At 39.7% G+C, this 11,618-nt stretch carries 15 protein-coding genes; 7 read left to right on the top strand and 8 right to left on the bottom strand.

Annotated elements, in window-relative coordinates; translation table 11 throughout:
• The first annotated feature begins 61 nt into the window (after window positions 1–61).
• Window positions 62–610 carry a carbon monoxide dehydrogenase gene (locus MHB40_RS10535; protein WP_342534533.1) on the top strand — a complete coding sequence of 183 codons (549 nt, stop codon included), beginning with the start codon at window positions 62–64 and terminating at the stop codon, window positions 608–610.
• A 130-nt stretch (window positions 611–740) separates the two neighbouring features.
• Window positions 741–932, top strand: a complete 192-nt coding sequence (locus tag MHB40_RS10530) for a hypothetical protein (protein ID WP_205443131.1) — start codon at window positions 741–743, stop codon at window positions 930–932.
• 48 nt (window positions 933–980) lie between these two features.
• Here MHB40_RS10530 and MHB40_RS10525 read toward each other — a convergent pair whose 3' ends face one another.
• The 3 genes from MHB40_RS10525 to MHB40_RS10515 all read right to left on the bottom strand — a co-directional run bounded on the left by MHB40_RS10525 (window position 981) and on the right by MHB40_RS10515 (window position 2,911).
• The gene (locus MHB40_RS10525) at window positions 981–1,193 is read right to left on the bottom strand and encodes a hypothetical protein (protein WP_342443437.1); all 213 of its coding nucleotides are present in this window, start codon (window positions 1,191–1,193) and stop codon (window positions 981–983) included.
• 34 nt (window positions 1,194–1,227) lie between these two features.
• Window positions 1,228–1,779, bottom strand: coding sequence for a DUF1697 domain-containing protein (locus MHB40_RS10520; RefSeq protein WP_342534532.1), 552 nt, complete (start codon window positions 1,777–1,779; stop codon window positions 1,228–1,230).
• A 94-nt stretch (window positions 1,780–1,873) separates the two neighbouring features.
• Window positions 1,874–2,911, bottom strand: a complete 1,038-nt coding sequence (locus tag MHB40_RS10515) for an aminotransferase class V-fold PLP-dependent enzyme (RefSeq protein WP_342534531.1) — start codon at window positions 2,909–2,911, stop codon at window positions 1,874–1,876.
• 383 nt (window positions 2,912–3,294) lie between these two features.
• On the opposite strand from MHB40_RS10515, the gene MHB40_RS10510 reads away from it, so the two are divergent.
• Window positions 3,295–3,822 carry a hypothetical protein gene (locus tag MHB40_RS10510; protein ID WP_342443434.1) on the top strand — a complete coding sequence of 176 codons (528 nt, stop codon included), beginning with the start codon at window positions 3,295–3,297 and terminating at the stop codon, window positions 3,820–3,822.
• Window positions 3,823–3,877: 55 nt separating this feature from the next.
• Here MHB40_RS10510 and MHB40_RS10505 read toward each other — a convergent pair whose 3' ends face one another.
• The 4 genes from MHB40_RS10505 to MHB40_RS10490 form a co-directional block, all read right to left on the bottom strand.
• On the bottom strand, window positions 3,878–4,096 hold the full coding sequence (locus MHB40_RS10505; protein WP_342534530.1) for a hypothetical protein: 219 nt from the start codon (window positions 4,094–4,096) through the stop codon (window positions 3,878–3,880).
• A gap of 146 nt (window positions 4,097–4,242) precedes the next feature.
• Complete coding sequence (locus tag MHB40_RS10500; protein WP_243456430.1) at window positions 4,243–4,425, bottom strand: hypothetical protein; 183 nt, start codon at window positions 4,423–4,425, stop codon at window positions 4,243–4,245.
• A 71-nt stretch (window positions 4,426–4,496) separates the two neighbouring features.
• Window positions 4,497–5,033: an integrase gene (locus MHB40_RS10495; protein WP_342534529.1), complete on the bottom strand. Its 537-nt coding sequence runs from the start codon at window positions 5,031–5,033 to the stop codon at window positions 4,497–4,499.
• 162 nt (window positions 5,034–5,195) lie between these two features.
• Window positions 5,196–5,525: a general stress protein gene (locus tag MHB40_RS10490; protein WP_342534528.1), complete on the bottom strand. Its 330-nt coding sequence runs from the start codon at window positions 5,523–5,525 to the stop codon at window positions 5,196–5,198.
• 197 nt (window positions 5,526–5,722) lie between these two features.
• On the opposite strand from MHB40_RS10490, the gene MHB40_RS10485 reads away from it, so the two are divergent.
• Complete coding sequence (locus MHB40_RS10485; RefSeq protein WP_342534527.1) at window positions 5,723–6,343, top strand: hypothetical protein; 621 nt, start codon at window positions 5,723–5,725, stop codon at window positions 6,341–6,343.
• Window positions 6,344–6,428: 85 nt separating this feature from the next.
• Here the strand turns inward: MHB40_RS10485 and MHB40_RS10480 are convergent, their stop codons facing one another.
• Window positions 6,429–9,509, bottom strand: coding sequence for an MMPL family transporter (locus MHB40_RS10480; RefSeq protein ID WP_342534526.1), 3,081 nt, complete (start codon window positions 9,507–9,509; stop codon window positions 6,429–6,431).
• A 127-nt stretch (window positions 9,510–9,636) separates the two neighbouring features.
• On the opposite strand from MHB40_RS10480, the gene MHB40_RS10475 reads away from it, so the two are divergent.
• The 3 genes from MHB40_RS10475 (at window position 9,637) to MHB40_RS10465 (ending at window position 11,589) form a co-directional block, all read left to right on the top strand.
• Window positions 9,637–10,230, top strand: coding sequence for a TetR/AcrR family transcriptional regulator C-terminal domain-containing protein (locus MHB40_RS10475; RefSeq protein ID WP_342534525.1), 594 nt, complete (start codon window positions 9,637–9,639; stop codon window positions 10,228–10,230).
• Between the two features lie 18 nt (window positions 10,231–10,248).
• Window positions 10,249–10,956 (top strand): DNA alkylation repair protein, encoded by a 708-nt coding sequence (locus MHB40_RS10470; protein WP_342534524.1) that lies wholly within the window; start codon window positions 10,249–10,251, stop codon window positions 10,954–10,956.
• Window positions 10,957–11,097: 141 nt separating this feature from the next.
• Complete coding sequence (locus tag MHB40_RS10465) at window positions 11,098–11,589, top strand: DUF2975 domain-containing protein (RefSeq protein ID WP_342534523.1); 492 nt, start codon at window positions 11,098–11,100, stop codon at window positions 11,587–11,589.
• Window positions 11,590–11,618: the final 29 nt, after the last annotated feature.

Here is an 11,618-nt window from a genome sequence, read left to right as displayed (position 1 = left end):
TATTTTCAATCTGAATCGAGATACTTAAAAATAAAGTACTTTCAATAAGGACGTGCAAGCAATGCTGAAGAAAATTACTTTTTCACTATTTATTTTTTTAATTTACCAAACCATTAATCATGTTAGTGCGCATCCTCAGCCGCCCACTTTTGAGGAAAAATTTGATGAAGCGGGCTATCAATCAGTAGAAGCAGCTGTGAAGGAATTCGAACAGTATTATACTAAGGTCAAACTGCCAACTGTTTTACCCCCATTTTCCATCACGCATAAATTTGGCCGATTTTACAAAGATCATGAAGATGGCATAAATGATGCACTAAATATTCTCTATGTTCATAACGAAATGAAACAGCATATTTTTAAAATCGATATTCGACCTATTCAACAAAAATTGAGCTTTTCAGGAAAAGCCTATACACTGCAGGATGGTAGTCAGGGGATTTATTTTGAGCACCTACTTTTTAATTTCTTTGTCTTTGAAGAAAACCATTTACAATATCTTCTCAGCATTTATAAAGATGTCACGAATCATGAAACACCCAATCTTTTCGTTCAAATAGCCAATTCAGTCAAGTCAAATGAAGTATATTTTCCTTCATCTATACAATGAATAAGTTGTTATGCTATAATACTTTAGAAAACCTCAAAGGGTATCAACCAATTCTGAGCTACAGTGATGCATATCGCTGTAGCTTTTTCTATGTTATAATTTCCTTAAACTTACATTATGAGGTGAGAACATGGAAACGAATACATATAGTTGCAAGGCCTGTGGTGGTCAATCTTTTTCTGAAGGGAAATTAGATGGCTATGCGGCTTTAAGACCCGTGAATAGCATCTTTTCTTCTGGCTCTCCTCTTATTTTTACTGTCTGTACGCAGTGTGGAGAAATTGCCTCTATTAAAGCCACAAAACCTGAAAAGTTCAAGTAAAAAACAAGAGAGCATCATTTCAAGAAAAATGAAATTTGCTCTCTTGTTTTATATTTCTTTATTATTCTTCTTCCCCCATTGATACGGCTTTTTCGACCAATTCCACATCCAAATAAAGAAATAGATGATGACCATCGTTATCACCATCATCGTCACATTTTCTCCCCATGTAATCGGCTCTTGCTTCCTCCATTGGTTCACCGTTCTTACAAGGAAGTACATAACAGGATAAATAAAATAACCTACTTGATCCCGTCGCATCCAAACACGCCTCCTTTTGGAAAAGGTGATTTCCCTATTGATCAATCATCGTCGCAAGCTTCATCATCGTTTTCCAATTGCGAACTGTAGCGGGCACCTCCAGCTTATGCAGGTGTTGACTAAGCTTGGCATTGCGAATGCTATCGTAAAATAACAGATAGACATCTCTGCCCTTGATAATGCAGCCCTCTTTTTCACTTACATATTGTAATAACTTAGCACTGTTTATTTCGGTTGGAGCTACTGGTAGTAATGCTACATGGAGACTTTCCCCTGTAGCTGTAGCACTTGCGTCTGTTAAGTCTTGCTCTGGGAAAGGACAATTGTTCACAATCGAGTGGAACTCATCAGCTGTACGGATGATCACTGTACTTGTGATAGTGAATGTAGTTAGGATGGTATCTTGAATTTGCTGTTGCAAGCGTTCTTCAGATTCACTTGATTCGAACAGGATATTGCCACTTTGAATATATGTCCGAATATTTTGGAGTCCTAGTGGTTGCAGGGCATCTCTTAATTCAGCCATTTTTAATTTATTGTGCCCACCTACATTAATGCCTCTTAAAAGTGCTACGTATTTTGTCATTCGCTTCCACCTTTCCTTTTATCGATAGTATAGCAATAATTAGGGAATAATAGGAAAAAACTGCACCCTTTTATTCAAGGTGCAGCTTGATTGGCTATGCTAATCGGTGAATATCGTCTATTAAACGCTCCACATTTTCTTTTGTCGTAGCCCAGCTTGTGCAAAAGCGCACAACCGTATGGGTATCATCGTATGTTTCCCAAATAGAGAAGGAATATTTTTCTTCCAACGTCGGAAGTAGATGGTTTGGTAAAATCGGAAATTGCTGATTCGTTTTCGAGTCATAGCGCATTGCGAAGCCTTTGTCGAGAAACGCCTGTCGAATCAGCATCGCCATGTCTACAGCATGATGCGAAATATCCATATAAAGCGTATCTTCAAATAAGGTTTCGAACTGAATGCCCAATAATCGACCTTTGGCAAGTAGCCCTCCTCTTTGCTTGATCATGTAGCGGAAATCCTTTTGGTACGCAGGATTCACGATCACGACTGCTTCCCCAAACAATGCCCCCATTTTAGTGCCGCCAATATAAAAAACATCCACAAGCTTAGCGATTTCTGCTAAAGATAAATCGCTGTCTTGTGCCACGAGACCATAGCCTAAACGAGCACCATCTAAAAACAGCGGTAAATCACAGTCTCGGCAAACTTCACTTAAAGCCGTTAATTCTGCCTTACTATAAGTTGTGCCATTTTCTGTAGGATGAGATATGTACACTAAACCTGGCTGCACCATATGCTCATGCGTACTGTCCTGCCAATGCGCATCATAGCAAGCTTTCACCTGTGCCGCAGTTAGCTTGCCATCATCGCTAGGCAATGTCAGCACCTTATGACCCGTTGCCTCAATAGCACCCGTTTCATGCACCGCAATATGCCCCGTACTGGCAGCAATAACGCCCTGATGCGGCCTTAAAATCGACGCAATAACGATTGTATTCGTTTGCGTACCACCAACTAAAAAGTGAATGTCTGCCTGCTCCGCTGCAATGGCTTTTTTAATAGAGGCTCTTGCTTTTTCACAATGCTCGTCCATACCATAGCCCGGTGTTTGTTCTTCATTTGTAGCCACTAATCGTTGCAAAATCTGTGGATGGGCACCCTCTGCATAATCATTTTCGAATCGTATCATCTCTACTACTACCTCCAAATTCTCTCTATCTATTACTCTATCTTACGCCTGTTGCCTTATTTTCGCTATTTGTTTAGCTGAAAAAATACTGAATAGTAAAACAGTTCCTCATTTAATGGGCCGGACATTGTCCTCCAAAAGTACAATGACGCACCAAAACTTAGTCGAGGATGCTGAATCTATTCCGTTCTTTTCAACAGTTGTAGATATTTGTGAGGCGATGAAAAATATCCATTCAAATATGTACGATAGAAGAGATCCGAGACAAGCAGATCTCTCCCTCTTTAATCACGCTATAAAAAATTTCCTCTTAAGTTCGATTACTTTGACCTCTCTTTAATTAGGATCACCTATAATCCACTTTGGAGCGGGTTCTTCCTTAGTTGGATCACTTTGGACTTGCTTTGGAGCGGGTTCTCCCTAAGTTGGATCACTTTAGACTCACTTATGAGCGGGTTCTTCTTATTTTGGATCACCTTGGCCTCACTTTAGAGCGGCTCCTTCTTATTTTGGATCACCTTGGCCTCACTTTAGAGCGGCTCCTTCTTATTTTGGATCACCTTGGACTCTCTTTGGAGCGGCTTCTTCTTATTTTGGATCACCTTGGACTCTCTTTGGAGCGGCTTCTCCTTATTTGGGATCACTTTAGCCACACTTTGGAGCGGGTTCTCCTTATTTTAGATCACCTTGGACTCTCTTTAGAGCGGCTCCTTCTTATTTTGGATCACCTTGGCCTCACTTTAGAGCGGCTTCTTCTCATTTTGGATCACCTTGGACTTGCTTTGGAGCAGGTTCTCCTTATTTTGGATCACTTTGGACTCTTTTTGGAGCGGGTTCTTCTTATTTTAGATCACCTTGACCTCACTTTAGAGCGGCTTCCCCTTATTTTGGATCACTTCTACTACATTTAGGAGCGGCTTCCCCTTATTTTGGAGCACTCCAACCACTTTTCCAGAATGGTCACCTTCATTCCCCGCCGGAGCCACAGGATGAGTCACTCGTTGTAGCACTAGAATCGGTACATTGGTGGCTGTCTTGGGAGGAAAGATGTGCATCGTTTGTTGAAAAATCGTTTGTTGAATGGATGTGGTGGTTGTGCTCGTTTGATTTGCTGTGATTTTTATTTGCATTACTGACGATGCCTATGACAACGACCACGCCAACAAACACGATAAATATAATCATTTATTCCAACTCCTTTCATTCATTCTATAAATTGTAACATTAAATCAACGCTCGGTAGTATAGTTCTATGTAAAAGTGGCGATGGCTTTGTCTTCTCTATGATTGATAAAAGAACACCACAATCCAAAATGATTGTGGTGTTCATGTTATGATTGCGATTTGCGTGTGGCGGATTTTTTTGAACGATTCCCTTCGTTCGAATTTTTCTTTTGCTCTTGTGTTAAAGCATTTTCTTCGCGCACATCTAAATCATCTGGACTTAAATCTGTCGCCAATTCCGCCAACTCTGACTGACGTTTATATTGTTTGCCCTTTGTCAAAATGATCACCTCCAAGTAGTATTACATTGCCCTATTTGGTTTGATCTATTCCCAGGACGGTATGAAATGATTATTTCTAGCTAAACTAATGGCACCATCTGTTGGTTCAAAAGATGGTGATAGGCTTGTAAATCTTGGTCGTATAATTTCTGGTAGGTCGCTAGGCTATACTGTTTGATATAGTGAAAGTCCTTTTCAGGAACGAGATGATGTGTACGATTCAGCATCCATGCATTCGTCCAGGCCGTTTGCTCAAATTGACGATTCATTTCATGTTCTTCAATCAGCATGGCTAATAAATGTTCCTGACGATATATTTCCTTTAAGGTATGTTGCTTTTTCATCGTAAAGATTTCCATTGTACGTGGAAGTGATGCCTGTAATGCTTCTCGATCCACAGCATGACCTAGCTCATGTAGGGTCATTGTTTTGACATACACTTCAAGTGAAGTTGGGAGCATTAGCTCATTTCTTGCCTCTACTAGTCGTTTCGCATCAAAACCTACATAATTCATATTCATACCTGAATCATCTTGTTTTATCTTGACCGTCATGTTCACAGCCTGCACAACGGATTCAATTACCTGCAATCGTTCGTTTTCTTTATGTTGTGTCATTTCCTCTGAAAACAAGTAGAGGCGGATTAAATATATACTACCATTAGGAGAACTTCAAAAATTTATCCTGTGGATTGAGGGGAACTTAACAACAAAAAAGGCGCCTGTAGTGAAAACTGCAAACGCCTTGTGTGTGAAGGGTTTCAACCTATTTGAATGTGATTAGTTATTATTGTTATGTCGACGATTTTGGTTGCCAGTGGAGTCCTGACTACGCTGTTTGCTGCGTGCCTCTCCACCTTTACGGCCTATCTCGCCATAAAATTCTTCGCCGTGGTTATCAGCCGTAGCCTCTCCACCTTTGCGACCAATTTCTTCATAAAATTCATGTCCATGATTTTTAGACGTAGCCTCGCCGCCTTTACGTCCAATTTCTTCATAAAAATCAAGGTCATGATTTCTGGAGGTAGCTTCTCCGCCTTTACGTCCCGCTTCTTCGACAGTCATGTTTTCATTGTTGTTTCTGTTGCGATTGTTTTGCTTGTTAGCCATTTCTATTCCACCTAAATGTTTTTTGAGCTATTTATATTCCCAGTGAAAACATATCGAAATATATTCTTTTTAAAAACTAATTTTCTTATTGTGATAGAACACTGTTAGGCGTTGATTGCTTACTAGCCCTTCGATCATATACATGTACCCTTTCCAATATAATACTAATCTATAGATAAAAGAAGGGTGATGGAAAAATGACGACTCTCACAAAGCCATCCATTGGTTTAACACAATTTACAGACTTCACTATGAAGGGAAGTGCAGCTAAGACAAAGTTTGTGAAGGATATAAAATATCAAGGAGAGTACCATCCAATAAAAGATTATTGGAAAGCACTGCGTGATGGATTAAAAAAATACCATGAACAACGTTTTAACGATGCCTATTTACTCGACATTGTGGATAACGCCCTTCCTGCACGCCAGAAAAATTACCAGGAAGCCGTTAAAGCCTATATAATATTTTTAAAAAATAAACATGTTCAGTGGTTTGAGCCAGGGAAGGCGAATTGGTATTGTGACGATTTAATCGTTCGTTCCAATCCTGAGCTTGGTTTAATCATTGACGATGTGCCCTATTTGATTAAGCTGTATTTTAAAGGAAAAAATGAGCGCATTGATAAACATAAATGTCGATCTGCCCTCACTCTTCTAAAAGACTCCCACTATGCGATTGAACATCCTGATTCGGTTAAACATGCCATTTTAAATGTGCAAAAAGGGCGTTTGATTACAGATGATGATTCAACTGATTATCATCAAATTGCCCTCGAATCAGATGCAGCTCAATTTATGTTTATTTGGAATAGACTCTAGCTAAAATGTGGATTTGGAAAATACCAAATCCACATTTTCATTTCATATGATCGTAATTTTTCTATTCTTAAAAAATATATGAACATTACTGATTGTTTTCTTTTCTGTTTGCTAGGAGTAGCTTTATTTTGTCAGCAAGCCCAAACCAAGCTGGAATAAAGATTGGCATCATCATAAACGTCAAGATCACTAATCCAATAATCACTGCCATCGCTACCTGAATCAGCGTAATAACACCAGATGGCATTAATGCAGCAAATGTGCCACCTAAAATAACAGCCGCAGCTAAAATAACACTTCCCATCTGTAGGCTTGTCGGAATAATTTCCTTCAGCCCTGCTTGTGCTGTTTCGTTATAGCGCATCATCAAGAAAATGGAGTAATCCACACCAAGTGAGACAATCATAATGTACGTAAAGAATGGTACATTCCAGCTGAGCATGTCATAACCTAGCAGCTGTTTCGCTATCATTTCAGTTAAACCAAGGCTTGCAAATGTAGCGATTAATAAGCTGGCATTAATAATAAGCGTTTGTAAAAATGAGCGTGTGATCAACCATAAAATCACGCTAATGCCAGCAAGCATCAGTACTGCACTTCGTATAAAGTCAGCTGAAGAAATTTCTTGTAAATCGATATTACTCATTGTTTTACCTGTTAAATAGACGTCTGCTTGCTGCAATAACGAACTTTCCACATAGCTGTCTACTCGATGCTTGATGTCACGCATCATCGTCATGGCTTCTTCCTTATAGGGATTGACCTCCAAAATAATCATGAAGGTTGCGGCATGACGATCATCTGTCATATAGGCATTTAAGCTTTCCTGGAATTCACCCTGTAACACCTCTGTTGGCACAAAAAATGTTCCCGTTTCTTTGTTTGACAATTCATGTAAATAGCCATTTGCATCATCTAATCCTGCGTAAATGTCTTCTAGCCCTTCTGCTCCTTCGCCTAATCCATCGCGCAGTTCCACCATGCTATCCTGTAGGCTGTTTAAATGTTGTTGTAATTGCTGTTGCCCTGCTTTTACCTCAGCTAATCCATTGGTTAAATTGTGAGAACCAGCCGTTATTTGATTGGCCCCTTGTGCGGCTGTCCCTATTCCTTGGGATAAATCATTGACACCACTTTTTAGGGCACGAGCGCCTGCTTTTAATGTCACAATTGCTGATTGGGCATTAGCTAAGGAAGTATTGGCTTGCCCGAAAGCCTGTGTTAATTGATTATATTGGGCTGACAGCGATGCTACATCTAATGCATTGAGCGAACTTATTCCCTGCTGGGCAGTCCTTATAGTTGTTTGGATATGGTCATCATCTGCTGCTTCAGGGTTTGCTTGGACATATGCATTCATGGCCGCTAAAATACCTTCAAATGCTTGTTTAGAGGACGTGATTAGCTGCTCGATTTGAGAAAAAACTGGACGATATTGTTGAAAGCCTGTATCAATTTGTTGATAGAAGCTTTGTAATTGATTGAGTCCTTGTTGAAGCTCCCCAAGTCCCGCTTCTAAGGCTGCTGTCCCGTTTATTAAATCGGTAGAGCCGTTTGCAGCATTGTCTAAGCCTTTCGTTAATCCCTGTAAAGCATTCGTTAAATCACTAGCCCCATTCTGTAATTGTATGGTGCCATTAATTAAATTTTGGACACCACTGACATCTTGTTCTTCCGATAATTGATTGGTGGCATCCTGTAGTCCTTTTTGAATAGAACCGACACCCTCTTGTGCTTCTCCTAAGCCCCCCTTTAGTGTATTTGCTTGTTCATTCACATAAAGATCAGCGATACGCTCCCCTTCAGGACGTGTCGGAGAATAGACTTTTGCTACACCAGGTGTATTGGCAATAATGCCTGTTAATTCATCTAATGCACGTAAATAATCAGTGCTTGCGAGCGATTCCTTTTGTTGAATAACAAGAGTTGCAGGCGCACTCATACCAGGCTCATAATGTTTTTCAATCAAGCTAATTGCCTGCTTCGATTCATATTTGTCGTCAATTTCTACTAAATCGTTGTAATTGAGTTCCCCTGCATAATGGTAAATAAATGGCAAGGTGAGGATACAGGCAAAGATAATGCCCACGAATGGTCTTGCAAAGGCGTTTTTCGCTAAAAAACCCCACAGCTTATTTTCAGTATGCCCTGATATCGCCTTACTTGGCCAAAACAGCTTAAAGCCAAGCAACCCCATAAAGAATGGATTTAATGTCATCAAAACGGCCAATAAAACACAAATGCCAATCGCGATTCCACTGACACTTTGATACAAGGAGAATTTTGAAAAATACAGCACCGTAAAGCCTATTAACACAGATGAGCTGCTTAGTAATACGGTTTTCCCTGCTGTTTTATAGGTGTTTTGTATCGCCTTTAAGACATGATTCGTGTTAGCTAATTCCTCTTTAAAGCGAGTAAACAAAAGAATATTGTAGTCAGTACCAATCCCAAATAATATGACGACTAAAAATACTTGCGTAAAGTTAGAAAACGGAAAATTCCAATAATTAGCAAGTAAGGCGATGATGGATAACGATACAGTATAGGCTACCCCTACTGTTAAAAGTGAGATAAATGGAATAATCGGTGAACGGAAAATGATCACCAATATCGCAATGATAAAAACAACTGCAATGATTTCGGTCTTTTTCACACCTTCTTGTGTTGTGGAAGAGAAATCATCCATCACAATATCGGCTCCTGTTACATATGTATCCATTGATAAATCTTTTACTTCCGCCCTTAATAACGCTGCCGCTTCACTGGCTGTACCGATCTTTCTATCGATTGACAATTGTGCCATGACGGTTGTATGGTCTTTACTAACTAATTGATTTGCCGCCTGCTCACTATCTGTATGGAAGAGCGCATTTGTGATATGAAGCTTTTTTGTGTTTAAATGATGAAGTACCCCTTCGATTGCCGAATAATCAGCAGCTGTTAAACCCTTATCTTGATGAAATACATAGACAAACGAATAGGTATCCTTTCCTTCGTTTTGAATATCATTTAACAGCTCTGTGCCAATGACGCTCTCTAAATCACTAGGCAACGTGATTTGTCCTTTATCTAGTACAAGTTTTTCAAGATTAGGCATTACCATCAGCATCACGATAACTGTTATCACCCAAAAAACAGGACTCAATATCCATGACTTTTTCATGCTTTTCTTCCTTTCCAATTAGAACTGACTATACTGTATATCAAGAAAGGAAGAGCAAGATATAGACAGATGATGTGATTTGTAAAAATTCAGACAAAAATGCAAAATTGTAAAAAAGGTGATCCATATGAAAAAAAGTGAAAAAACAAAGAGGCAATTAGCCAGTGTCTTAAAAGACTTAATGGTCCTTAAGCCATTAGAAAAGATATCGATACAGGAAGTCATGGAGAAAGCACAATTGAATCGACAGACGTTTTACTATCACTTTGAGGATATTTATGATTTATTGAAGTGGACATTAGAGCGAGAGGCAATTGAGTTGCTGGATAATTATAAGGATGAAAGCCTTTGGCAAGAAGGCTATCGAGATATAGTATTATACTTAGAGAAAAATCGAGCGTTTGCGCTTAATGCTATTAATTCCATGGGTCATGAGCATTTTAATCGCTTTTTCCATCAAGAAATATATAGCATTATTGAAGACTTCGTGAAGCAAATTGCGGAAATGTGCCAAGAGATGGAGAAAAAATATATGAGTTTTGTGACCCATTTTTTCACCGTCTCCATTACGGCTGTAACCATTAGCTGGCTACAGGGCGAGCTTGATTTTTCCGTTGAAGAGCTTATTCAAATGGTGGATCGGTTCTTAAGTGACCACTTAGAAGGAACGAAAACGCTATATGGCGTAAATAATACTAACTGTCTCAAGGCAATCGATTAAAGAAAAGGAAGTGCTACTATGAATGCTGAAATGGTGCTGCAGGAGCTAGAGGCTCTGGGCAAGGAACGAACGAAAAAAATGTATATGTCAAATGGCGCTCATGAGCCGTTGTTTGGTGTGGCAACAGGTGCGATGAAGCCCATTGCGAAGAAAATTAAAATCGATCAGGCTTTAGCAGAAGCGCTTTATGCCACTGGCAACTATGATGCCATGTACTTTGCTGGTGTCATTGCAGATCCAAAAGCCATGACTGCGGAAGATTTTAATCGTTGGATTGAGGCAGCTTATTTTTACATGCTGTCGGATTATGTCGTAGCGGTCACTTTAGCGGAAGCACCAATTGCACAGGAGGTGGCAGATGCATGGATTGCCAGTGGTGAGGAACTGAAAATGTCTGCGGGCTGGAGCTGCTATTGCTGGCTATTAGGGAATCGCAAGGATAGCGAATTCTCCGAGAGCAAGCTGGCTAACATGCTGGAGGTCGTAAAAAATACCATCCACGACGTACCCGAACGTACAAAATCGGCCATGAATAATTTTCTATACACAGTGGCTATTTCCTATGTGCCGCTCCACGAACAAGCTGTAGCAACAGCACAGGCAATTGGTCCAGTGGAAATGAAACGAGACAACAAAAAAAGCACGCTGCTTCATGCTTATGAAACAATTCAAAAGGAAGTAGAACGAGGTAGAGTGGGCTTTAAACGTAAATATGTAAGATGTTAATCAGCACACTTAAAAGGCATCGATTCCATAAGGATGGATGTCTTTTTTAGATAAAAAATAAATGATTTATAATATATTTTTATTGATAAACGATAAATATTGTTTTAAAATCAATGTACCATAACCAGTGAGGTGCTTTGAATGAAACATAAAAAAGGGTCAACTCTTTTCCTAAAGAGTGTGATTATTCTACTTGGTATACCTGTATTAGCGTTAGGACTGTTTTGGTTACCTGGGGTGGTCAGCAGAGATGCAGCGGCACATCCTGAATCGTCCTATTTGTCCTATCTTTTTTTAATCTATGTATATACACTATGCATTCCCTATTACGCTGCGTTGTATCAAGCTTATCGTCTATTAACGAATATCGACCAGCATCAAGCGTTCTCCGAATCCTCTATACGCGCTTTGAGAACGATCAAAAATTGTGCTTTCACCATTGTTCTCTTCCTTGTGCTAGGCATTGCAGCGATTATGATGATGTTTACTGGCAAGGAAGATATTACAGGAATTATTACGCTGTCACTGATCAGCATCTTCGCCTCCAGTACGATTGCAACCTTTGCAGCCGTTCTGCATCGGCTGCTACAAAAGGCCATGGATCTTCAGTGTGAAAATGAATTAACGGTATAACCAAAAGGCACTAACCAGTCTGGACTGTT

The organism is Lysinibacillus sp. FSL K6-0057, assembly GCF_038630885.1.
Lineage (GTDB): Bacteria > Bacillota > Bacilli > Bacillales_A > Planococcaceae > Lysinibacillus > Lysinibacillus fusiformis_F.
The sequence above is the reverse complement of the archived record's forward strand: the minus strand, read 5'-3'. Positions and strand labels throughout refer to the sequence as shown.

Bases quoted from the DNA above. Each gene is read 5' to 3' on its own strand.
- MHB40_RS10520 (WP_342534532.1), bottom strand. From the start codon at position 1,779: ATGACAAAATACGTAGCACTTTTAAGAGGCATTAATGTAGGTGGGCAC.
- MHB40_RS10465 (WP_342534523.1), top strand. From the start codon at position 11,098: ATGAAACATAAAAAAGGGTCAACTCTTTTCCTAAAGAGTGTGATTATT.
- MHB40_RS10495 (WP_342534529.1), bottom strand. From the start codon at position 5,033: ATGACACAACATAAAGAAAACGAACGATTGCAGGTAATTGAATCCGTT.
- MHB40_RS10485 (WP_342534527.1), top strand. From the start codon at position 5,723: ATGACGACTCTCACAAAGCCATCCATTGGTTTAACACAATTTACAGAC.
- MHB40_RS10515 (WP_342534531.1), bottom strand. From the start codon at position 2,911: ATGATACGATTCGAAAATGATTATGCAGAGGGTGCCCATCCACAGATT.
- MHB40_RS10505 (WP_342534530.1), bottom strand. From the start codon at position 4,096: ATGATTATATTTATCGTGTTTGTTGGCGTGGTCGTTGTCATAGGCATC.
- MHB40_RS10525 (WP_342443437.1), bottom strand. From the start codon at position 1,193: ATGCGACGGGATCAAGTAGGTTATTTTATTTATCCTGTTATGTACTTC.
- MHB40_RS10535 (WP_342534533.1), top strand. From the start codon at position 62: ATGCTGAAGAAAATTACTTTTTCACTATTTATTTTTTTAATTTACCAA.
- MHB40_RS10480 (WP_342534526.1), bottom strand. From the start codon at position 9,509: ATGAAAAAGTCATGGATATTGAGTCCTGTTTTTTGGGTGATAACAGTT.
- MHB40_RS10475 (WP_342534525.1), top strand. From the start codon at position 9,637: ATGAAAAAAAGTGAAAAAACAAAGAGGCAATTAGCCAGTGTCTTAAAA.
- MHB40_RS10490 (WP_342534528.1), bottom strand. From the start codon at position 5,525: ATGGCTAACAAGCAAAACAATCGCAACAGAAACAACAATGAAAACATG.
- MHB40_RS10470 (WP_342534524.1), top strand. From the start codon at position 10,249: ATGAATGCTGAAATGGTGCTGCAGGAGCTAGAGGCTCTGGGCAAGGAA.
- MHB40_RS10530 (WP_205443131.1), top strand. From the start codon at position 741: ATGGAAACGAATACATATAGTTGCAAGGCCTGTGGTGGTCAATCTTTT.